We start from the raw sequence: 22,506 nt of genomic DNA on the forward strand, positions 1-22,506 counted from the left end.
GCCCACGATCGTAGGCCAACGTGTGTTGGCCAACAAGTGTTGACGCCAGCTTTGGATGTCGCTACCTTCGTCAACAGGCGTTGGCAAACAGGTGTTGGCAAACAGGTGTTGGCTACAGGAGGCCCTCATGAACGGCAACGGCATGCATGGCACCCCGGCGATCGACACCTCCGTGATCGTCGTCGGCTCCGGCCCCACCGGCCTTCTCCTGGCCGGCGACCTGGCCGTCGCCGGAGTGCCCGTCACCCTCGTCGAGAAGCGCCCGCACCGGATCAGCAACCTCTCCCGTGCGTTCGTCCTGCACGCCCGCACCCTGGAACAGCTTGACGCGCGCGGTCTGGCCGACGGCCTGGAGGCGCTCGGGCAGCGCCTCGACAGGCTCCGGCTGTTCGGCGACCTGACCATCGACCTCGCCGGCCTCCCCTCCCGCTTCCGTCACCTCCTGGTTCTCCCGCAGTACGAGGTCGAGAAGGCCCTGGAACGGCGGGCGGTGGCGGCGGGCGTCGCCTTCCGTCACGAGACAGAGGTGACGGGCCTGACCCAGGACGAGAACGGGGTGACGGTCCAGGTCAGGACCTCCGACGGAACCGCGGAGTCCCTGCGGGCCCCGTACGTCGTGGGCGCCGACGGCATGCGCAGCGCCGTACGGGACGCGGTCGGCCTGCCCTTCCCCGGCCGCTCGGTCATCCGGTCGGTGGTGCTGGCGGACGTCCGGCTCGCGGAACAGCCCGAAACCCTGCTCACCGTCAACACCGCCGGCGACGCCTTCGCCTTCCTCGCCCCCTTCGGCGACGGCTACCACCGGGTGATCGCCTGGAACCGTGCCCACGACGTGCCCGACAGCGAGCCCCTCGACCTCGATGAGATCAAGGAGGTCACCCGTCTAGCGCTGGGCCGTGACTTCGGGATGCACGACGCCCGCTGGATGTCCCGCTTCCACAGCGACGAACGGCAGGCCCCCGCCTACCGCGTCGGCCGTGTCTTCCTCGCGGGCGACGCCGCCCATGTCCACACGCCGGCCGGAGGCCAGGGCATGAACACCGGCCTCCAGGACGCGGCGAACCTGAGCTGGAAGCTGGCCCAGGTGATCCACGGCCACGCGGCCCCCGGGCTCCTCGACACCTACCAGTCGGAACGCCACCCCGTCGGCAAGGCGGTGCTGCGCAGCAGCGGCGGCATCGTCCGCCTGGCGATGGCCAAGCGCCCCTGGGAACTGGCCCTGCGTGCCGCCCTCACCACCGTCCTCGGCCGCGTCGCCCCGGCCCGCCGCAGGATGCTCGGCCAACTCACCGGGATCGGCTACGCGTACGCCGCCCCGCGCACCGCCCACCCCCTCACCGGCACCCGCGCCCCCGACGTCCCCCTGGCCACCGGCGGCCGCCTGTACGAGTCCCTCCGCACCGGCCACTTCGTCCTGATCACCCCGACCCCGTCCCCCGACCCGGGCCCTCGCAAGGACCGCCTCACGGTGGAACGCTGGGCGAGCGACCGGCGTACGGCGGTGCTGGTGCGGCCTGACGGGTATGTGGCGTGGGCGGCGGACGAGCCGGATGTGAGGGGTGTCGAGGCGGCTCTGGCCGAGCATCTCGGGTGAGGGGCGGCGAGGTCGCGCGGTATCGGAGGTCGAGGCGCTCTCGCCAACCGCGGCGCACATGTGGAGGATGCGTCGGGTCGATCAGCGGGACGGGCAACAGAAGACGCTCATCCCCCGCGCGTCCGGCGCTGCGGATTCGACGGGACGTACGGCTCGAAAGGGCTGACGTTCGGAACTCCGTCGCCGCCCCGCGCCCGCCGGAACCGGGATCACTCCGGCGAGTTCTGTGTCCCCTCCAGCAACTCCCGCAGCAGGTCGGCCAGTTGGGTGGACTGGGCTTGGGTGAGGGTGGCGAGGGCCTCGGTCTGGGCGGTGAGGCCCGCTTCGACCGCCGCGTCGATGACCGTCAGGCCCTTCTCGGTCAGGGTGACCTGGAGGCCGCGGCGGTCGTGGGGGTCGGGGGAGCGGCGCAGGAGGGCGGCGCGTTCCAGCTTGTCCAGGCGGCCCGTCATGCCGCCGGTGGTGAGCATCAGTGTCGAGGAGAGCTGGCGGGGCGAGAGAGTGTAGGGCTCTCCCGCCCGGCGCAGGGTCGCGAGGACGTCGAACTCGCCGCGGGAGATGCCATAGGGCGCGTACACCTTCTCCACGCGGTCGCCCATCGCGCGGGAGAGCCGGTAGATCCGCCCGAAGACCTCCATGGCCTTGGTGTCGAGGTCGGGCCGCACGGCCGCCCACTGGTCGATGATCGCGTCGACGGCGTCCTTGCGCTGTGCACTCATGGGTCGAGTATCCGCGGGCCCTCGCTGGCCCGCAAGAAAGTGGGCTGCAAGAAAGCGGCTTGCCAGAAAGTAGCTTAGGAGTAAGCTACTTTCCGTCAAGCTAACCGCGAGGGGGGCCACGAGGAAGCAGCCCAGCCGACCACCCGCCCCGCCCCAACCGCCGCGCCCGGAAGGAACCCGCTCATGAACCGCGTCGCCACCGTCCTCCTCACCGCCCTCGCTCCCGTCTCCTGGGGCACCACCTACGCCGTCACCACCGAGTTCCTCCCGCCCGACCGGCCGCTGTTCACCGGGATGATGCGCGCGCTGCCCGCCGGTCTCGTGCTGCTCGCCCTCGCCCGGGTGCTGCCGCGCGGGGTGTGGTGGGGCAAGGCGGCGGTGCTCGGGGCGCTCAACATCGGGGCCTTCTTCCCGTTGCTGTTCCTGGCGGCCTACCGGCTCCCCGGCGGGATGGCCGCGGTGGTCGGATCGGTCGGGCCGCTGATCGTCGTCGGGCTGTCCGCGGTGCTGCTGGGGCAGCGGCCCACGGCGAGGAGCGTGCTCACCGGTCTCGTCGCCGCGTTCGGCGTGAGCCTGGTCGTGCTCAAGGCGGCCGGGGCCCTCGACGCGGTCGGTGTCGCCGCGGCCTTCGCCTCCTCCGCCTCGATGTCCGCCGGCACCGTGCTGACCAAGCGCTGGGGCCGCCCCGACGGCGTGGGCCCGCTCGCCCTCACCGCCTGGCAGCTCACCGCGGGCGGTCTGCTCATCGCGCCGCTCGCCTTCCTGGTCGAGGGGGCCCCGCCCGCGCTGGACGGCCGTGCGGTCGGCGGCTACCTCTACCTCGCGCTGGCGAACACCGCCGTCGCCTACTGGCTCTGGTTCCGCGGCATCGGCCGCCTCACCGCCACCCAGGTCACCTTCCTAGGCCCGCTCTCCCCGCTGACCGCCGCGGTCCTCGGCTGGGCGGCGCTCGGCCAGTCCCTGACCCCGGTACAGCTCGCGGGCATGGCGCTGGCGTTCGGGGCGACGGTGGCGGGACAGCTGGGGGTACGGCCGCCTGCCCCCCGGCCGCTCCGTTCCGCCGGGAGGCCCGATGTCGCCGGGGCTGCGCCGGAAGCGCTGCGGGACGTGTCGAGGGCGCTGTAACGTCACACCGGTTCCGCGTTACGCAACTCCCGGAGGCACATGTGGCCGCAGAGGTCTGCCCGGTGTGCGGTGAGCCGCTCGCCGCGCGTGTCGGCCGCACCGGACGCGGCTCTGTCTACTGCTCCGCCGCCTGCCGCCAGAAGGCCTACCGGGAACGGCACCAGCCGGGGGCCCTCACCGTGCAGGGCCTCATCGACGAGATCGGGCGCCGGGCCGGGCAACTGACCCCACAGCCCCCGGCGGCCCTCTACACCCGTGTCACCGAGCTGGCCACCGCGATCGCCCAGCTCAAGCGCGTCGCCCGCACGGCCCGGGACACCGCCGCGGAGCCCAGCGGTTCCGTCACGCCGGCCCCCGTGACGGAACTCGGCACCGCTCGGGACACCGCCGCGGAGCCCGGCGGTTCCGTCGCACCGGCCTCCGTGACGGAACTCGGCACCGCTCGGGACACCGCCGCGGAGCCCGGCGGTTCCGTCACGCCCGCCTCCGTGACGGAACTCGACGAGACCGACTTCGCCGCCCTCACCGAGCAGTACCGCCGGGAGATCCAGGTGCACTGCTACCGCATGACCGGGTCCTACGACGAGGCAGAGGACCTGGTCCAGGAGACGTTCCTGCGGGCCTGGCGGGCACGGGACGGTTTCCAGGGCCGGGCGAGCGCGCGGACCTGGCTGTACCGGATCGCCACCAACGCCTGCCTGGATCTCCTACGGCGGACCGCGCGCCGCCCGCAACGCTATGAACCGGTGCCGGGCATGCACCACGGGGACGGCGAACCGCCCGCCCGCATCACCTGGCTCCAGCCCTACCCCGACGACGAACTGCCCGTGCCGGAGCGCGAGTTGCCGGAGTCGACCGGCGAGTCACGGGAGACCCTGGAGCTCGTCCTGCTGGCGGCGATCCAGCACCTCCCCGCCCGGCAGCGGGCCGCACTCGTCCTGCGGGACGCCCTCGGACTGACCGCCGCCGAGACCGCCGAGGCCCTGGAGACGAGCGTGGCCTCGGTCAACAGCGCACTCCAGCGAGCCCGGCCGGCCCTGCGCGAGCACCTGCCCGGGGACCGTGCGGACTGGCGGGCCACCGAGCCCACGCGGCGGCAACAGGCCGTGCTGGAGCAGTACATGGCCGCCGTGGAACGGCTCGACCTCGACGCGATGACCGCGCTGCTCACCGAGGACGTCGTCCTCACCATGCCGCCCAACCCCTTCTGGTTCACCGGCCGCGACGCGCTCGTCGACTTCGTGAGGGTCAGCCTCGACCCCGCCTCACCCGCCTTCCTCGGCCACTGGCGCAGCCTGCCCGCCCGCGCCAACGGCCAGCTCGCGGTGGGCAATTACGTCCGCAGGCCCGGGACCACCGTCTTTCGCGCCCAGGTCCTCGACGTCCTGCGGTTCGAGGAGGGCGGTGAGCGCATCGCGGAGATCACCTCCTTCGAGCCGCACCTGTTCCCCGCCTTCGGACTGCCGCTGAAGCTCTGACCCTCCGACCCCGCGAGCGATGAGTATCCAGGGACCCGTACGTCGGTATGGATGTCACGTACGAACCACTCCCAAGGAGCTCACCATGCTGCTCACCGACAAGACCGCGATCGTCTACGGCGCCGGCGGATCCATCGGCGGGGCCGTCGCCCGCGCCTTCGCCGAGCAGGGCGCGCGGGTCCACCTCGTCGGCAAGACCCGGCAGACCCTGGAGGCGGTGGCCGCCGACATCAAGGACGCCGAGGTCGCCGTCGTGGACGCGCTGGACGAGGCGGCGGTCGAGGCGCACGCCGACTCGGTCGGGGCCATCGACATCTCCATCAACCTCGTCACCCGCGGGGACGTGCAGGGCGCGCCGCTGACCGACATGCCCGTCGACGACTTCATGCGGCCCGTCACCGACGGTCTGCGCGCCAACTTCCTCACCGCCCGGGCCGCCGGCCGCCGGATGGCCGCCCGCGGTTCCGGTGTGATCCTCGCCCTCAACAGCGGTTCCGCGCACGGCAGTCCGATGATGGGCGGCACCGGTTCGGCGGACGGGGCGATCGACACGCTCGTGCGCAACCTGGCGATCGAGCTGGGGCCGCGCGGGGTGCGGGCCGTCGGACTGTGGGTGGCCGGGGTGCCGGAGACGTTCACCGTCGAGAAGCTCGCCGCGGTCAACCCGGCCATCGACGCGGCCGCCGTCCAGGGCATCGTCGACAACCTGGCCGGGATGCGTATGACCCGCCGCAACCCCACCCTCGCCGAGGTGGCCGCCACCGCCGTGTTCCTCGCCTCCGACCACGCGGGCGGCATCACCGGCACGTTCGTCAACGCGACGGGCGGAATGGTCTCCCGCTGACTCCGAGATCATGATTCGCCCGCTGAACAAGGCCCGCTGGACAAGAAAGAGCCCTCTGGGGACAGTAATTCCAGGGTGCTTGATCGGACCACCAGCGTTCGGAGGACCGGCGTGCGGACTTCGCTCTATCCGGCAGTCGACGAACTGGAGCGAAGGGCACGCGCGTTGGTCCGCGCCGCTCCCGGCCTGCTCCGCCTCCGCGAGGTCGGACGGAGCCGGGCCGGCCGCCCGCTGTGGCTGCTGTCCGCCGGGCACACCGGCGGCGCCGCTCCCGACCGGCACATCCTCGCCGTCGCCGGGGCGCACGCCAACGAACCGGTGGGCGGCGCCTCCGCACTGCGCCTGGCAGCCCTGTTCGCCGGCCGTCCCGAACTGCTGCGACGGCTCGGCTGCGCCTGGCACTTCCTGCTCTGCCTCGACCCCGACGGCGCCCGTCTCGCGCAGGGCTGGCAGCCGGAGGAGCCGGACCCCTCGCTGACGGAGTGCCACCGGGGTTTCTACCGGCCGGCGTTCGCCCTCCAGCCGGAGTCCCTGCCGATGCCTCCCGGGGTGCCGCTGCCCGAGTCGGCCACGCTGGTGCGGATCCTCGACGAGCTGCGACCGGTCGCCCAGTTCACCCTGCACGGCATCGAGTTCGGCGGGGCGTTCGTGATGATGACGCGCACGGTGCCGGGCGTGGCGGACACCTTCCGTCGGACGGCGGCGCGGCTGTGCGTCCCCGTGGACCGGCACCCCGTCGACGGTCCCGACTGGCGGCTTGACCCGCCCGGCGTCCTGGTGCTCCCCGACGGCCACGGCGCGGGCGAGCGCGACCCGAGCGGGTTCGTCGCCGAGAGCACCTGGTTCCGTCCGCGCCGCCACGGCACGCTGACCACGCTGATCGAGACCCCGGCCTGGGCGGTCCCCTCGGTGAGCGACGCGCGGCCGGTGACCGACCCCGACCGGGAGGCCGCGCGGCTGGGCGAGGTGCTGCTCGGCCGGAGCCGGGAGCTGGCGGCCGTCCTCGGCACACGGCTCGACGACGCCGTACCGGACGACCTGGCGCCGCTGCGGAACGCGGCGCGGGAACTGCTCGCGGTGGCTCCCCTGATCGTGGACAGCTGGGCCGCGGAGGAACCCGGCCTGTTCCGCGGGTACTTCGCGACGCGGGGCATCTCCGCGCGTCGCATCCCGCTCCGGGTGGCGGCGATGGCGAGCCGCGCCCTGGCCCGCACCGACCCGCGGACCGTGGAGATCCTCGACGACCTGGTGCGCGAGTGGAGCCAGGAACTGGAGAAGACGTACCACCTGCGATGGGTGCCGGTGGCCACGCAGACCGCGCTGCACGTGCGGACCATGCTCGACACGGCCCGGCTGGTGTGCGAACCACGCTGAACGCGGCTCGACACGGCCCGGTTGGTGTGTCAACCACGCTGAACGCGGCTCGACACGGCCCGGTTGGTGTGCCAACCACGCTGAACGCGGCTCGACCGGGGGGACGCGGGAGGCGGACGACCGAAGTCGCCCGCCTCCCGCGTCCCGGTCCTCCTACTGCTCCGCCTGCGCGTCCGCCGCCTGGGCCTTCAGCGCCCGCTCCACGCCCGCGCGGGACTCGGAGACGAGCCGGCGCAGGGCCGCGTTCGGCTCCGCGGAGGCCAGCCAGGCGTCCGTCTTGTCCAGGGTCTCCTGGGAGACCTGGAGCGAGGGGTAGAGGCCGACCGCGATCTGCTGGGCGATCTCGTGCGAGCGGGACTCCCAGATGTCCTTGAGCACCTCGAAGTACCGGTCCGTGTACGGCGCGAGCAGCTCCCGCTGGTCGGTCTGCACGAACCCGCCGATGACGGCCTCCTGGACGGCGTTCGGCAGCTTGTCGGACTCGACGACCTGCGTCCAGGCCTCCGCCTTCGCCTCCTCGGTGGGCCGCGAGGCACGGGCGGTCGCCGCGTGCCGCTCACCCGCCGCCGTCCGGTCCCGCTCGTACTCGGCGGCGATCTCCGACTCGTCGTAGCGGCCCACGGAGGCCAGCCGCTGCACGAACGCCCAGCGCAGCTCGGTGTCGACGGCCAGGCCCTCGACGGTCTGCGACCCGTCGAGCAGCCCCTCCAGGAGGTCCAGCTGCTCCGGCGTACGGGCCGTCGCCGCGAACGCCCGCGCCCAGGCCAGCTGGTGGTCGCTGCCGGCCGCCGCGGACCGCAGGTGGGCCAGCGTGGCGTCGGTCCAGCGGGTCAGCAGGGCCTCGCGGGCGGTGGGGGCGGCGTACAGCTCGATCGCCAGCTTCACCTGCCGGTGCAGCGACTGCACGACACCGATGTCGGACTCCTTGCCGATGCCGGAGAGGACGAGGGAGAGGTAGTCGCGGGTCGCGAGCTCCGCGTCCCTCGTCATGTCCCACGCCGACGCCCAGCACAGCGCGCGCGGCAGCGAGGACTCGAAGTCGCCCAGGTGCTCGGTGACGAAGGCCAGCGACTGCTCGTCGAGGCGGACCTTGGCGTACGACAGGTCGTCGTCGTTGAGGAGCACGACCGCCGGACGGCGCTTGCCGACCAGCTGCGGTACGGCCGTCAGCTCACCGTCGACGTCCAGCTCGACGCGTTCGTCACGGACCAGCTTGCCGCTCTCGTCGTCGAGTTCGTACAGGCCGACCGCGATGCGGTGCGGGCGCAGCGTCGGCTCGCCCTTGGCGCCGACGGGCAGCGCCGGGGCCTCCTGGCGGATCGCGAACGAGGTGATGACACCGTTGCCGTCCGTCTCGATCTCGGGGCGCAGGACGTTGATGCCGGCGGTCTGGAGCCACTTCTGCGACCAGGTGCCGAGGTCACGGCCGGAGGTCTCCTCCAGCGCGCCCAGCAGGTCGGACAGCCGGGTGTTGCCGTACGCGTGGCGCTTGAAGTACGCCTGCACACCCCCGAAGAACTCGTCCATGCCGACGTAGGCGACGAGCTGCTTGAGGACGGAGGCGCCCTTGGCGTACGTGATGCCGTCGAAGTTGACGAGCACGTCGTCCAGGTCGCGGATCTCCGCCATGATCGGGTGCGTGGACGGCAGCTGGTCCTGGCGGTACGCCCACGTCTTCATGGAGTTGGCGAACGTGGTCCAGGAGTGCGGCCACCGGCTGTCCGGGGCGTACGCCTGGCAGGCGATGGAGGTGTAGGTGGCGAACGACTCGTTCAGCCACAGGTCGTTCCACCACTCCATGGTCACGAGGTCGCCGAACCACATGTGGGCCAGCTCGTGCAGGATGGTCTCGGCGCGCACCTCGTACGCGGCGTCGGTCACCTTGGACCGGAAGACGTACTGGTCGCGGATGGTCACCGCGCCCGCGTTCTCCATGGCGCCCGCGTTGAACTCCGGCACGAACAGCTGGTCGTACTTCTTGAACGGGTACGCGTAGTCGAACTTCTCCTGGAACCACTCGAAGCCCTGCCGGGTCACCTCGAAGATGGCGTCCGAGTCGAGGTGCTCGGCGAGCGAGGGCCGGCAGTAGATGCCGAGCGGCACGGACTGGCCGTCCTTCTCGTACACGCTGTGCACGGAGTGGTACGGGCCGACGATCAGGGCCGTGATGTACGACGAGATCCGCGGGGTCGGCTCGAAGACCCAGATGTCGTCCTTCGGCTCCGGCGTCGGGGAGTTGGAGATGACCGTCCAGCCGGTCGGCGCCTTCACGGTGAACTGGAAGGTGGCCTTCAGGTCGGGCTGCTCGAAGGAGGCGAAGACGCGGCGGGCGTCCGGCACCTCGAACTGGGTGTAGAGGTACGCCTGCTCGTCGACCGGGTCGACGAAGCGGTGCAGGCCCTCACCGGTGTTGGTGTACGCGGCGTCCGCGACGACCCGCAGGATGTTGCGGCCCTCCAGGAGGCCGGGGAGGGCGATCCGGGAGTCCTGGAAGACCTCGGCGGGGTCGAGCGCGTCCCCGTTCAGGGTGACCTCGTGGACCGTGGGGGCGACGAGGTCGATGAAGGACTCGGCGCCGTTCTCGGCAACGTCGAAGCGCACCGTGGTCACGGACCGGTAGGTACCGCCCTCCTGCGCGCCGGAGAGGTCGAGGTCGATCTCGTAGGACTCGACGCTGAGCAGCTTGGCCCGCTGCTGAGCCTCTTCGCGAGTCAGGTTTGTGCCAGGCACGCGGTCATCTCCTTGTTTCCTCGTTATGAGTAGGTTGGGCGGTCCGGTCATCCTTCCACGAACTGCCTCCGACGGATCGGGGGATTACCCTGCGGTTCCGGGGATGCGCCGTCCGGTTTCCGCCGGTCATCCGCGCCAGGCCGCGTCAGCCTGGTCCCATGACGACCTACCGTGCACGCCCCGTCGCTCCCGCCGCACTGAAGGAACTGCGCACCGAGGACGACGCCGGGCGCCCCCTGTCACCGTTCACCGACGCGGAGGGCGGCGCTCCGCTGCGCTGCTGTCTGCGCCGCAGCGTCCCGGGCGAGCGGATCGCCCTCGTCTCCTACGCGCCCCTGCGCCGCTGGGCGGCCGGGACCGGCGCCGAGCCCGGGGCCTACGACGAACAGGGACCCGTGTTCATCCACGCCGACGAGTGCGGGGGGCCGGAAGGGCGCGAGGGGTATCCCTTCGCCAACGATCACCGGACCGTCCGCCGCTACTCCGCCGACGGACACATCCTCGGCGGTGAGCTGGTCGAGGCCCCCGACGACGACGCCTTCCGCACAGCATTCGACGACCCGTCCGTGGCACTCGTCCACGTCCGGGCCGTCGAGTACGGCTGTTTCCTCTACGAGGTCAGGCGACCCTGAGGGTCAGCCCTTCAGCTCCGCCGCCACCAGTTCCGCGATCTGGATCGCGTTCAGGGCGGCGCCCTTGCGGAGGTTGTCGTTGGAGATGAACAGGGCCAGGCCGTTGTCGACCGTCTCGTCGCGGCGGATGCGGCCGACGAAGGAGGCGTCCTGGCCGGCGGCCTGGAGCGGGGTCGGGATGTCCGAGAGGGTCACGCCGGGGGCGCCCGCCAGGATCTCCGTGGCGCGCTCCGGGGAGATCGGGCGGGCGAAGCGGGCGTTGACCTGGAGGGAGTGGCCGGAGAAGACCGGCACGCGCACACAGGTGCCGGAGACCTTCAGCTCGGGCAGCTCCAGGATCTTGCGGGACTCGTTGCGGAGCTTCTGCTCCTCGTCGGTCTCGTTCAGGCCGTCCTCGACGAGGTTGCCGGCGAAGGGCAGGACGTTGAAGGCGATGGGCCGCTTGTAGACCTGCGGCTCGGGGAAGTCGACCGCCGAGCCGTCGTGGGTGAGCTTGTCCGCGTCGGCGGCGACCTTCTGCACCTGCCCGTGCAGCTCGGCGACGCCCGCGAGGCCGGAACCGGACACCGCCTGGTAGGTGGTGGCGATCAGCGTCTCGAGGCCCGCCTCGGTGTCCAGCACCTTCAGGACCGGCATCGCGGCCATGGTGGTGCAGTTCGGGTTGGCGATGATGCCCTTGGGGCGGTCCGCGATGGCGTGCGGGTTCACCTCGGAGACGACCAGCGGGACCTCGGGGTCCTTGCGCCAGGCGGAGGAGTTGTCGATCACGACCGCGCCCTGCGAGGCGACCTTCTCGGCCAGCGCCTTCGAGGTCGCGCCGCCCGCGGAGAACAGCACGATGTCCAGGCCGGTGTAGTCGGCGGTCGCCGCGTCCTCCACCGTCACGCCGTCCAGGACCGAGCCCGCCGAGCGCGCGGAGGCGAACAGGCGCAGCTCCGTGACCGGGAAGTTCCGCTCCTTGAGGATCCCGCGCATGACCGTGCCGACCTGCCCGGTGGCTCCGACGATTCCGACCCTCACGGTGACTCCCTCTGCGTGTCCTGGATGTGTCTGCGGCTTTTCCATCATGCGGCCGACCCGGGTCAGCCTGTCCAATTCTTTGTGCTCCATGCCCGAGGACTGGGACGCCCGAGGTCCGCCATCCGTTGCGGAACTCGCGTCGCACCCCGCCTGAGCTGGAGAAATTCGCTCTCCTGCGGTCCCGCGCCGCAAGCCGTGCGGTGCGCGGCACCGGGTGTGACGTACGCCTCGAAAGGACGTGACCTACGCCTCCGAAAAATTATCCCGCGATCGGCCGAACGTTTCCCGCCCCACCGGCGTCGTAGGGGAAACGCGGTGAGGGGAGGGTGTCTGTGCTGCGCAGAATCACCCGCCGTGGCCAGGGGGAACAGCAAGGGGATCCCCTGGACGCGGCGCAGGAACGCCGGGTGCGAGCGGTGCTCGCCCTGGGCGGGGTGCCGCAGGCGGACCTGCCGGACGGGGTGCAGCAGGTCCGCCTGCGGTTGCTGGAACGGGCGGCCAAGGGGTACGAGGCGCCCCGGGACGTGTCCGCGTGGGCCGCCGTGGTGGCCTCCAACCTCGCCATGGACTGGCACCGGGCCAAGAAGCGCCAGGAGCGGCTTGGCGAGCGCCTGGCCTCGCTCCGGCAGCACGAACACCCTTCCGGGGAGGACACCAGCGTGCTCTCCCTCGCCGTGGCCCAGGGCCTGGACGAGCTGCCCGACCAGCAGCGCCAGGTCCTGGTGCTGCGGTTCTTCGCCGACCTGCCGGTGCGCTCCATCGCCCACGAGCTGGGCGTTCCCGAGGGCACGGTCAAGAGCCGTCTGCACACGGCGGTCCGGGCCCTGCGCGCCCGCCTGCACGAGGACGAGGTGGTGTGACATGAGCGCCGAGAACGAGACGTACGACAGCGACGCGCTCATGGCCGCGATCACCGGCGAGGAACCCGGCGACGAGGCCCGCTCGGACTCCGCCTTTCTCGCCGAGTACCGGGCCGCCGAGGCCGACATCGCGGTGCTGAGGGAACAGCTGGGGTTCCTCGGCGAAACGCTCGCCGAGACGCCTTCCGAGGCGCGGTCCGCCCCGAAACCCGTCCCCGCGCGACTGCGGCCGCCGTCCCCGGCCCGCCGCCGCGCCCGGACCCTGGCCTTCGGCACCCTCGCGGTGGCCGCCGCGGCGAGTGCTGTCACGGGGCTCGGCTGGCTCCTCGGGCACAGCGGCGCGACCGATCATGGCGCCGACGCCGACGCCGCCTCCGACTCGGGCGCCCAGGCGGAGGCGAAGGTCCGTTTCGGCGGCCCGGACTACCTGGCCTGTGCCACCACGGTCGCCGAGGGCCAGGTCACCGCCGTCGAGGACCTGCCCGCCTCCGGACAGGTCCGGGTCACCGTGCGGGTGAGCCACTACTACGTGCCGACGCTCGGCGCGAAGGACCTCACCTATGTGGTCGACGCGTACGACCTGCCCGAACCCCTCACCCGGGGCACCGCGGTCCTGTTCGGCGTGAGCCAGGGCTCCCCGGCCCCCGACCACTGGGTCGTCGGCAGCCGGCGGATCGCCCGGGAGAGGGCCTGGATCACCGCCTCCCTGCCCGAGTCGCGCACGCTGCCCTGCTGAACCACGGCACGAGAAGGGCGGGCGCCCTCACGGACGCCCGCCCCTTTGATCGCCGTACGGAGAAGTGTTACGGCGTGACCTTCTCGATCTTCACGCTGCCGAGGCCCGCGACCGTGCCGCGCGCGTTGACCAGGCTGACCTGGCCGAAGAACTCACGGCCCTCCGGAGCGGGCGCCAGCGCGGTGACGCTGCCGGAGACGGTGGTCGAGGCGCCGTTGGCGAGCTTGACCGGGGTGTCGGCGACGGTGACGGTGCCCAGGGCGCTGGAGAAGAACACGTCCTGGTAGTCGTATGCCGTGGTGCCGGCCGGGACCGAGTAGCCCGCGACCTCGATGGTGTACGTGCCGGCGGCCGGCGAGGCGACCGAGACGGCCTCCTCCGAGTCACCGTCGGCGGACGTGCCGACCACGGTGCCGGCCGAGTTGTAGACCGTCAGGTCCAGGTCGGCGGAGGCGTCGGAGACGTTGCCGATGGCGACGTCGAGCGACTTGGCACCCGCGGGCACCTCGACCGTGGTGGTCTGGGTGGCGCCCTCGGCGATGGTCGGGCGGGCCGTCTTGGACGAGCCGAGCGGGCCGCCGGCCAGCTTGCCGTCGATCGCGGCGAACTGGTTGGTCACCTTCCAGGAGGCGGTGGCCGGGGTGCCGACCTTGGCCTCGGGCACGGTCACGGTCTCCGGGTCGAAGGCCGCGCCGTAGACGGCGACGTCGAGCTTGTACGGGTTGTCGAGCAGCGGCGAGGTGCGGCGCGACTCGACCTCGATCTCCCAGACACCGGCCTGCGGGTCGGCGTAGGAACGGACGTCCGCCTTGCAGCCGTTGCCGTCGAGGTAGTTGTTGTAGCAGTACGGGGTGCCGGTGTTGTCGACCGGGACGCCGTAGGGGTGGATCGCGATGAAGCGGGTCTGGCTCTTGTCCTTCAGCCCGCCGATCGCGACCTCCAGCGACTTGGCGCCCGCGGGCACGGTCACGAAGTACGACCGGGTGCTGTTGCGCTGCACGGTGTCCGACGCGGTGTAGGTGTACTTCACCGGCGCCGAGACGACGACCGTGCTCAGGATCTGCTGGTCGGCGCCCTCGGTCCTCGGGTCGTCGACGACCAGGATCGCGCTCTTGAGACCCGCGGACTTCGGCTGGGCCTGGACCTTGACGGTCACCGGCTGGTTCAGCGGGAGCCGGATGTCGTCCTTGCCGAGGATCCGGAAGGTGTTCCCGGCGTTGTTGTCGAAGTACAGCTCGTGGCGGAGCGCCTTGTCCGGACCGGACGTACGGGTGATGGTGACGTCGTACGTCTTCTTCTGACCGGCCTTCAGACCGCCCTCGCGGTCGTAGATGCCGGTGCCGTAGCCCGGGGTCTTCAGGAGCTGGTCGATCGCGGTGTCGACCGGGGCCTTCACGGTGTAGGTGTTCGCGGTGGCGCCGTCCTTGATGGCGTCCCAGGCGTCCACGATGTCGATGAGGCCCGCGCCCTCCTCGTACGCCTGCACACCCTTGATGTGCCGGGCGGTCGAGGTCAGGGCGGTGCGCAGGGTGGCCGGCGTCAGCGCGATGTGCTTCTGCTTGGCGGCCGACAGGAGCAGCGCGGAGGCGCCGGTGGCCTGCGGGGAGGCCATCGAGGTGCCCTGGAGCATGGAGTAGCCGGCGGGCAGCGTGTAGCCCGACTCGGCGACCGGGGAGCCCGGCAGCCAGGTCTGGGTGGTGTTGATGGCCGCGCCCGGGGCCGACAGGGTCGGCGTGAAGCCGCCGTCCTCACGCGGACCGCGCGAGGAGAACGGCATCATGGCGTACTTCTTCTCCACGACCGAGCCGTAGTTGGCGGCCCAGGTCTCCTTGGAGATGGTCGCGCCGACCGAGATGACCTTGTCGGCCAGGCCGGGGTCGCCGATGGTGTTGGCGCCGGGGCCGGAGTTGCCCGCGGAGATCACCAGCTGGACGCCGTAGGTGTCGATGAGGCGCGTGTAGAGCTCGGAGCGCGCGTTGTTGCCGTCGTTCAGCGCGGGCAGGCCGCCGATCGACATGTTGACGATGTCGACGCCGCGGTTGACGACGAGGTCGATCATGCCCTCGGTCAGCGCCACGTTGGTGCAGCCGCCGGTCCAGGTGCAGGCACGGGAGGAGACGAGCTTCGCGCCCGGGGCCGCGCCGTTCATCTTGCCGCCGAACAGGCCGTTGGCGGCGGTGATGCCGGCCACGTGGGTGCCGTGCTCGGACTCGATGACACCGATGTTGACGTAGTCGGCCTTGCTGCCCGCGGCGTCGTAGACGACGTCCTTGCGGATCTCGACGACGAACGGCTGACGCTCGACGACGTCGGTCGCCGGGTTGTCGGTGCCGAAGTAGCCGACCTGGTAGCCGTCCTTGTACGGCTTCATCGGCGTGTCGTCGGAGAAGTCGTTGTTGTTGTTCAGGTCGACCCGGACGGTCCCGGCGGCCGCGTCGTACAGCACGCCCCAGACGTCGGTGGTGTCGCCGTCGCGGTTGGCGTCGCCCTTGGCGTCACCGCCGGCCGTGGCCGACTCGCGGAACAGGTTGAACTGGTAGGAGCCCGCCGGGGCCTTCCAGGTGGCGCCCGCGATGGTGAAGGTCGGGCCGCTGACGGGGTTGTTCATCCGCCGCCAGGTGGCGTCGGCGTCGGAGACCGGGTCGGTCGCCGTCACCCAGTCGACGATCTTCCGCTCACCGGTGGTGGTCTTCTGGAGCGCCGGGTGGCCGAGGTCCACACCCGAGTCCAGGATGCCGATGGTGACCCCGCGGCCGTCCGCCTTCGGGTGGTCCTGCACGAAGTCGACGGCGCCCGTCTCGAAGGACGGGTTGTACGGGTTCTCGGCGGGCGTCTTCGCGCTCGGCGCCGGGTAGGTCTTCGCGGCCTTGTGCGCGGCGCCCTTGGCGGTGTCGGCGCTCGGCGTCGGGTCGTCCAGCGGGATGTCCTGCTTGACGTCGATGCCGTGCACGGAGGACAGCTTCGCGGCGGCGGCGATGGCCGCGTCCGCCTTCGCCGTGGGGACGGTGGCCCGGACGTAACCGAGCTTGTCGTAGGTCTTGCCCACCAGGCCGCCCTTGACCGCGTCCAGCTCCGCGGCGACCTGCTCGGTCTTGCCGGGGGCGGTGGCGACCATCAGCGTGATGCTCTTGTCGCCGGCGGCCTTGGCCTCGGCCAGCGCGTCGGCGTCGTCCGAACCGAGCTTCTGGTCGGCGGACTTCAGGCCCGGGTCCGATGCCGCGGGGGTGGTGCCCGCGTCGGCGGAGAAGGCCATCGGTATCGGCCCCGCCGCGGACAGTGCGGCAACCAGTCCGGCGGCCGCGGCTATGCGCGCCACACGTCTCGCGCCCGATATCCGGTCGCTCTGGGGGGTGAGGGTCATCGGCATCCCTTGTGAGTAAAGGAACGAGCAGGCGTGTGACCGGGACCGATCGGTCCTGGCCACGGTGATCCGGAATACGACCCCGGATGAGCGCCCAGCTTTACGCATGGGAAGGATGTTTAGGGAGAGTTGACCGAATCGATATGGGTGTATGGGGAAAACCCGCGATGCCCATTGGGGCATAGGTGAACTTCCTTGACGAAGCGGTCAATTCACCCGGTGAACCCTTGGGGAAGCCTTTTCACACGTCCTTGACGCGGGCGTAGTGCCGGGACGCCTTCGCCCGGTTGCCGCAGGTCGCCATCGAGCACCACCGCCGGGTGCCGTTCCTCGACGTGTCCAGGAAGTGCAGCACGCAGGACTCGTGGGCGCAGGACCGGATCCGGTCGGGCGTGGTGTCGAGCAGCTCCAGGTAGTTGCGGGCGGCGAGCCAGGCGGGCGCCCAGGCGGGGTCGCTCAACTCGGGCAGCTCGACGGGGCCTTGGGGAGTCAGTGAGACCCGGACCCGGCCGTGCGCGAGGACCGCGTCCACCAGCGGGGCGCCTTCTTCCAGTGACCCGTCCACCGCGGTCCGCAGGGCCTCGCGGGCCTGCCGCACGTTCCGCAGCATCCGGGCGTCGGGGGAGTGGCCGCCGCTCAGGCCCGCCGACTCGAGCCACACCGCGAGACCGTCGGCGTCGCTGAGCAGGTCCTGGAGGGTCCCCTCGCTCATCCAGCGGGTGTTGAGCAGGTCCAGCGCGAGCGGCTCGCCGGTGAGCGGGCGGGGGTCGCCGGTGCGCCGTTGCAGGTCGCCGGTGGTGGGCATGGGGGGCTCCTTCCGCACTAACCCCTCAAGCGTACGTGACTGGTTGCGTGCAGCATTTCTAACCTCTAAAGTCGATTACAAGGGTTACGTCATCTGAAGGGGACAGCCATGACCTTGCGCACCGGCCACATCGGCCTGAACGTCACCGACCTCGACCGTTCGCTCGCCTTCTACCGGGACGTCCTCGGCTTCACGGCTCTCGCCGAGGGCAAGGAGGAGGGCCGTCGGTACGCCTTCCTCGGTGACGGTGACACCCTCGTCCTCACCCTCTGGCAGCAGGCCGAGCAGCCGTACGGCCCCGACCGCGCGGGCCTGCACCACCTCGCCTTCGAGGCGGACTCGGTCGAGCGGGTCAGGGAGTACGAGGAGGCGCTGCGGGCCTACGGGGCGGACTTCGCCCACGAGGGTGTGGTCGCGCACCGCGAGGGCGCGGGATCGGGCGGCATCTTCTTCCACGACCCGGACGGCACCCGCCTGGAGATCTCCGTACCTAGCGGCGCCGAAGGGGCCCCGGCACCTTCCGGTACGGCTCCGACCTGCGGGTTCTTCTAGCCATGGGCGTCTATCACGCGGGCTCACGGGCCGTGCAGGACCGGGTCGGAGTGCGCGAGCAGGCCGACCACGTGGGCCGCTCGGTCGGCCGGGGCATCCGGGAGATCGCCGCGGCCTTCCTGGAGCTCCAGCCCCTCCTGGTCGTCGGTGCCGCCGCGGCGGGCCGGGTCTGGGCCTCCCCGCTCACGGGAACGCCGGGCTTCGTCCGGGCGACCGGCCCGCACCGCGTCTCGGTCGCCGGCGGTGCGCTGCCCTCCGACCCCCTCGCGACCGCGTACGCCACCCCCGGCACCCCCGTCGGCACCATCGCCCTCGACCCCCGCACCCGCCGCCGGATGCGCCTCAACGGCCGACTCACGCCCACGGCACGGGGGTTCACGATCGAGGCCGACCAGGTGTTCTCCAACTGCCCGAAGTACCTCCAGAAAAGGCAGTCGTACGAGTTCGTGCCGGACCGCCGACCGGGCGAACCCCGGCACACCGCCCAACTTGCCGACCACCAGGCCGGATTCGTCACCGCGGCCGACACCTTCTTCCTGGCCACCGTGCACGAGGGCGGGGCCGACGCCAGCCACCGGGGCGGCAACCCCGGCTTCGTGCGCGTCGATTCACCGGGCGAGCTCAGCTGGCGCGACTACCCCGGCAACTCCATGTTCCTGACCCTCGGCAACCTCGCCGCCGACCCCCGCGCCGGTCTGCTGTTCCTCGACTGGACCACCGGCACGGCACTCCGGCTGACCGGCGAGGCGCACACCGAGTACGGCGAGGACCGCAGGGTCCGCTTCACCGTACGGGAGGTGATCGAGACCCCCGCTGCGCTCCCGCTGCGCTGGTCCGCGCCCGAGTACTCACCGGCCAATCCGGACCCGGCGGGCTAACTTGCCCGTATGCGCAAGAAGTTGAGGGTGGCGGCCTACGCCATATGTGTCCGGGACGAACAGGTCCTGCTGGCCCGCTGGCTCAACGACGGCCTGCCGGAGTGGACGCTGCCGGGCGGCGGCATGGAGCACGGCGAGGATCCCTACGACACGGTGCTGCGTGAGGTGGAGGAGGAGACCGGGTACCACATCGAGGTCACCGGCCTCCTCGGTGTCAGGTCGAACAGGATCCCCCTCCGCCGCCGCGGCCGCTCCGTCGACCACCACGGCGTCGGACTCGTCTACGAGGCCAGGGTCACCGCGGGCGAACTGCGGTACGAGATCGGCGGTTCCACGGACATGGCCGCATGGCACGACCTCGACGCGGTACCCGCGTTGAAACGCGTGCCCCTGGTCGACTTCGGCCTGCGGCTGTGGCGCGAGCGGCCGGTGACCGGGCGGCCCGCGGACCAGATGCCGTACCCGCCCGCGGAATAGGTGTCGTACCCCGCGAGATGAACACGGCGTGACCACTCCCCGGCCGTTCGACGAGCGCTCCTGAACGCGCGGGGTGGGCGAAGATCCACGTACGGTGATCGGCGTTGCGCGTTGCCGTCTCGTTCACGCGCAGGTCATTCCCGGTGCCAAGCATCCAGAGCGAGCGGGTTGTTCGCGAACGCGATCACCCGCGACCACTGCCGACGCAGTTCGCACTCGGGGAGATCGCGCCATGTCGCGCACACGCTCTGTCGCCAGCACCACGCCGGCGGTCCGCCGCCGTACCGTCCTCGCCGCCGCGGGCGCGGCCGCCGCCTCCGCCGGCATCGGCTACGCCCTGCGGCCCACCGACAGCCAGGCCGCGACGGCCACCACCGGTGCCGCCGAGGCGCCGGTGGCCCGGACCGTCCACCAGGCCGCCGCCCCGGCCGAGGCCCCCCTCGCCCCGTACACCCGCGGCACGACCGTCGCCTCCATCGCCGCCCCGCGCACCTCCTCCGGCTACCGGCGCCTGGGCGACGGCCCGGGCTGGAGCCGCAAGGTGCGCTCCGACCTCGCCGCCCCGAAGAGCGGGCGGGCCGGCCGCCGCACCTCGCTGGCCGCCTTCGTGCAGTTCACCGACCTGCACCTCATGGACAGCCAGCACCCGGCGCGCCTGGAGTACCTGCGCTCCACCGACGTGCACGCCTGGCGGCCCCAGGAGGCGCTCACCGTGCCCGGCGCGATCTCCCTCGTCGAGCGGGTCAACGCGCTGCGCGGCGGACCGGTCACCGGCGCCCCGCTCCAGTTCGCCATGACGACCGGCGACAACACCGACAACAACTCCCACACCGAGCTGGACTGGTTCCTCACCGTCATGAGCGGCGGCCGGATCACCCCCAACTCCGGGGACCCGCGCCACTACGAGGGCGTTCAGAACAGCGGCCTCAAGCAGTACTGGCAGCCCGACTCGACCACCCGCGACAACGACAAGCGGCTCGGCTTCCCGCACCTCAAGGGCTATCTCGCCGCGGCGATACGGGAGGTGAACAGCCCCGGCCTGAACATCCCCTGGTACTCCACGGTCGGCAACCACGACAGCCTGCCGCTCGGCTGCTTCGGCCACGGCGACTCCTGGCTCGCCGAGTACGCCGTCGGCGGCAAGAAGCTCATGTCGCTGCCCGCGTCCGAGGCGAAGAAGCTCCAGGACATGATCAGGAAGGCGAGCGACCCGCAGGGCCACCACTTCCGCGACCTGCTCAAGGCGCACGCCCGCAGCATGCGCTCGGTCACCCCCGACGAGCGGCGCGCCCCCTACACCGCCCGCGACTACCTCAAGGCCCACCTCGACCCCGCGTACCGGGGCGTGGGTCCGGTCGGCCACGGCTACTCCACCGCCAACCTCGACGCGGGCACCCAGTACTACAGCTTCCGCATCGCCGACGACGTGATCGGCATCAGCCTCGACACCACCGACCCGGGCGGTCACTACCAGGGCTCCATCGGCGCCGCGCAGCTGCGCTGGCTGGACCGGACGCTGCGGGAGAACAAGGACTCCTTCGCCGTCGTCTTCAGCCACCACACCAGCGACTCCATGGACAACCTGCGCCGGGACCCGGCCCACCCGGGCGAGCGGCGCTACGGCGGCGCCGATGTCGTCGCCCTCCTCGGGAGCCACAGCAACGTCCTCGCCTGGGTCAACGGCCACATCCACCGCAATGTGATCACCGCCCACGCCGCCCCCGACGGCCGCTCCTTCTGGGAGATCTCCACCGCCTCCCACATCGACTTCCCGCACCTGGCCCGGATCGTCGAGCTGGTGGACAACAAGGACGGCACGATCTCGATCTTCACCACCCTGGTCGAGTCCGCGGCCCCCCACCGCACCGACTTCACCGACCTCTCCCAGACCGGCCTCGCCGCCCTCTACCGCGAACTGGCCTACAACGCCCCGGGTTCGAGCAACAAGCTGGGCGGCGCCGCGGTGGACCGGAACACGGAGCTGGTGCTCAAGAAAAGCTGAAAGCAGCTCAACCCTCCTGACCCACCTCAACCTTCCCTCCTCGGCGGGAGTCTCTCCCGCCGATCACGCTCGCCGAGCGTGCCGGAACCAGGGGGAAGACATGACCGTACGGACGACTGTGGTGGTCGGGGCGACTGCCGTGGCCCTCGCGACCGGGCTCGCCGCTCCGGCGATGGCGGCCGGCACCGACACCGCTGCGGCGATGGCGGCCGCCGGCACCGACACCCACGAGGCCACCCGGCAGGCCGTCCGCGCCGCCGTGAAGGACGGCGTGCCCGGGGTGACGCTCACCGCGCGGAACGGCCGGAGCAGCTGGTCCACCACCGCCGGGGTGGGCAACCTCCGCACGCACGCGCCGCGTTCGGCGGACGACCGCTACCGCGTCGGTTCCATCACCAAGACCTTCGTCTCCACCGTCGTCCTCCAGCTGGAGGCGGAGGGACGGCTGTCGCTCGACGACACGGTGGACAAGTGGCTGCCCGGCGTGGTGCACGGCAACGGCCACGACGGCAGCCGGATCACGCTGCGCCAGCTTCTCAACCACACCAGCGGCATCTTCAACTACACGGCCGACGAGACGTTCGGGCGCACGTACTTCCTCAAGGACGGCTTCTTCAAGCATCGCTACGACACCCAGACTCCCGGACAGCTCGTCGCGATCGCCATGGCCCACGAGCCGGACTTCGCGCCGGGCACCTCCTGGAACTACTCCAACACCAACTACGTACTGGCGGGCATGGTGATCCAGAAGGTCACCGGACGGCCGTACGGCGAGGAGATCCGGCACCGGATCATCGACCCCCTGCACCTGACGGCCACCTCGGTCCCCGGCACCCGCGTCACCGTCCCGGGGCCCAGCAGCCGTGCCTACTCCAAGCTGGCGGAGACGGCGACGGGGCCGACGTACGACGTCACGCGGCTGAACCCCTCGCTGGCATCCTCGGCGGGCGAGATGATCTCCGACTCGGCCGACCTGGACCGGTTCTACTCGGCCCTGCTGAAGGGCAGGCTGCTGCCGTCGGAGCAGCTGAAGGAGATGAAGACCACGGTGCCCGTCGAGGGGATCCCGAACGCCGGCTACGGCCTGGCACTCATCGACCGGAAGCTGAGGTGCGGGGTGCATGTCTGGGGCCACGACGGCGGCATCCACGGCTCCAGTTCCGTGGCCGTGACCACGGCCGACGGCCGGCATTCCCTCGCCTTCAACTTCAACGGCGACTGGTCCGGAGACACCGACGCCGTGATCGAGGCGGAGTTCTGCGGCAAGTAGACGCCCCGACCCCGTCCGGAAGCACATAGTTCATCCGGGCGTAACGTCC

The 22,506-nt window shown here is 71.4% G+C and carries 18 protein-coding genes; 13 read left to right on the top strand and 5 right to left on the bottom strand.

The window, feature by feature from the left end; all coding sequences use genetic code 11:
* The first annotated feature begins 127 nt into the window (after window positions 1-127).
* Window positions 128-1,594, top strand: coding sequence for an FAD-dependent monooxygenase (locus IF54_RS0103855; protein ID WP_051735313.1), 1,467 nt, complete (start codon window positions 128-130; stop codon window positions 1,592-1,594).
* 209 nt (window positions 1,595-1,803) lie between these two features.
* Here the strand turns inward: IF54_RS0103855 and IF54_RS0103860 are convergent, their stop codons facing one another.
* Window positions 1,804-2,313 (bottom strand): MarR family winged helix-turn-helix transcriptional regulator, encoded by a 510-nt coding sequence (locus tag IF54_RS0103860; RefSeq protein ID WP_030314479.1) that lies wholly within the window; start codon window positions 2,311-2,313, stop codon window positions 1,804-1,806.
* A gap of 183 nt (window positions 2,314-2,496) precedes the next feature.
* Between IF54_RS0103860 and IF54_RS0103865 the strand changes: the two genes are divergently transcribed.
* The 4 genes from IF54_RS0103865 to IF54_RS0103880 all read left to right on the top strand — a co-directional run bounded on the left by IF54_RS0103865 (window position 2,497) and on the right by IF54_RS0103880 (window position 7,134).
* Window positions 2,497-3,438, top strand: coding sequence for an EamA family transporter (locus IF54_RS0103865; RefSeq protein ID WP_030314481.1), 942 nt, complete (start codon window positions 2,497-2,499; stop codon window positions 3,436-3,438).
* A gap of 41 nt (window positions 3,439-3,479) precedes the next feature.
* A complete protein-coding gene (locus IF54_RS0103870) occupies window positions 3,480-4,916 on the top strand; it encodes an RNA polymerase subunit sigma-70 (protein ID WP_030314483.1) in 1,437 nt (478 codons plus the stop codon).
* 85 nt (window positions 4,917-5,001) lie between these two features.
* Window positions 5,002-5,760, top strand: coding sequence for an SDR family NAD(P)-dependent oxidoreductase (locus IF54_RS0103875; RefSeq protein ID WP_030314485.1), 759 nt, complete (start codon window positions 5,002-5,004; stop codon window positions 5,758-5,760).
* Window positions 5,761-5,871: 111 nt separating this feature from the next.
* Window positions 5,872-7,134 carry a M14 family zinc carboxypeptidase gene (locus IF54_RS0103880; protein ID WP_030314487.1) on the top strand — a complete coding sequence of 421 codons (1,263 nt, stop codon included), beginning with the start codon at window positions 5,872-5,874 and terminating at the stop codon, window positions 7,132-7,134.
* Between the two features lie 153 nt (window positions 7,135-7,287).
* On the opposite strand, the gene pepN is transcribed toward IF54_RS0103880, so the two are convergent.
* Window positions 7,288-9,864, bottom strand: coding sequence for an aminopeptidase N (gene pepN / locus IF54_RS0103885; RefSeq protein WP_030314488.1), 2,577 nt, complete (start codon window positions 9,862-9,864; stop codon window positions 7,288-7,290).
* 158 nt (window positions 9,865-10,022) lie between these two features.
* Here pepN and IF54_RS0103890 point away from each other — a divergent pair, with 158 nt between their 5' ends.
* Complete coding sequence (locus tag IF54_RS0103890) at window positions 10,023-10,496, top strand: DUF1203 domain-containing protein (RefSeq protein WP_030314491.1); 474 nt, start codon at window positions 10,023-10,025, stop codon at window positions 10,494-10,496.
* A 3-nt stretch (window positions 10,497-10,499) separates the two neighbouring features.
* Here IF54_RS0103890 and IF54_RS0103895 read toward each other — a convergent pair whose 3' ends face one another.
* Window positions 10,500-11,516, bottom strand: coding sequence for an aspartate-semialdehyde dehydrogenase (locus IF54_RS0103895; RefSeq protein WP_030314492.1), 1,017 nt, complete (start codon window positions 11,514-11,516; stop codon window positions 10,500-10,502).
* A gap of 326 nt (window positions 11,517-11,842) precedes the next feature.
* Here IF54_RS0103895 and IF54_RS0103900 point away from each other — a divergent pair, with 326 nt between their 5' ends.
* Both IF54_RS0103900 and IF54_RS0103905 read left to right on the top strand, forming a co-directional pair.
* The gene (locus tag IF54_RS0103900; RefSeq protein WP_030314494.1) at window positions 11,843-12,376 is read left to right on the top strand and encodes a sigma-70 family RNA polymerase sigma factor; all 534 of its coding nucleotides are present in this window, start codon (window positions 11,843-11,845) and stop codon (window positions 12,374-12,376) included.
* A gap of 1 nt (window position 12,377) precedes the next feature.
* Window positions 12,378-13,112, top strand: a complete 735-nt coding sequence (locus IF54_RS0103905; RefSeq protein WP_030314496.1) for a hypothetical protein — start codon at window positions 12,378-12,380, stop codon at window positions 13,110-13,112.
* A gap of 67 nt (window positions 13,113-13,179) precedes the next feature.
* Here IF54_RS0103905 and IF54_RS0103910 read toward each other — a convergent pair whose 3' ends face one another.
* Entirely contained in the window at window positions 13,180-16,473 is a 3,294-nt protein-coding gene (locus IF54_RS0103910; RefSeq protein ID WP_030314499.1) for a S8 family serine peptidase, read from the bottom strand.
* A gap of 241 nt (window positions 16,474-16,714) precedes the next feature.
* Window positions 16,715-17,278: a CGNR zinc finger domain-containing protein gene (locus IF54_RS0103915; RefSeq protein ID WP_051735314.1), complete on the bottom strand. Its 564-nt coding sequence runs from the start codon at window positions 17,276-17,278 to the stop codon at window positions 16,715-16,717.
* Between the two features lie 108 nt (window positions 17,279-17,386).
* Between IF54_RS0103915 and IF54_RS0103920 the strand changes: the two genes are divergently transcribed.
* The 5 genes from IF54_RS0103920 to IF54_RS0103940 all read left to right on the top strand — a co-directional run bounded on the left by IF54_RS0103920 (window position 17,387) and on the right by IF54_RS0103940 (window position 22,457).
* Window positions 17,387-17,830, top strand: coding sequence for a VOC family protein (locus IF54_RS0103920; protein WP_030314503.1), 444 nt, complete (start codon window positions 17,387-17,389; stop codon window positions 17,828-17,830).
* A 2-nt stretch (window positions 17,831-17,832) separates the two neighbouring features.
* Window positions 17,833-18,708, top strand: coding sequence for a pyridoxamine 5'-phosphate oxidase family protein (locus IF54_RS0103925; protein WP_030314505.1), 876 nt, complete (start codon window positions 17,833-17,835; stop codon window positions 18,706-18,708).
* Window positions 18,709-18,717: 9 nt separating this feature from the next.
* A complete protein-coding gene (locus IF54_RS0103930; protein ID WP_030314507.1) occupies window positions 18,718-19,185 on the top strand; it encodes an NUDIX hydrolase in 468 nt (155 codons plus the stop codon).
* Between the two features lie 232 nt (window positions 19,186-19,417).
* Window positions 19,418-21,187: a TIGR03767 family metallophosphoesterase gene (locus IF54_RS0103935; RefSeq protein ID WP_030314509.1), complete on the top strand. Its 1,770-nt coding sequence runs from the start codon at window positions 19,418-19,420 to the stop codon at window positions 21,185-21,187.
* Between the two features lie 100 nt (window positions 21,188-21,287).
* Window positions 21,288-22,457, top strand: a complete 1,170-nt coding sequence (locus tag IF54_RS0103940) for a serine hydrolase domain-containing protein (RefSeq protein WP_030314510.1) — start codon at window positions 21,288-21,290, stop codon at window positions 22,455-22,457.
* Window positions 22,458-22,506 lie beyond the last annotated feature (49 nt).

The sequence above is a fragment of the Streptomyces sp. NRRL B-3229 genome, assembly GCF_000719505.1.
Lineage (GTDB): Bacteria > Actinomycetota > Actinomycetes > Streptomycetales > Streptomycetaceae > Streptomyces > Streptomyces griseorubiginosus.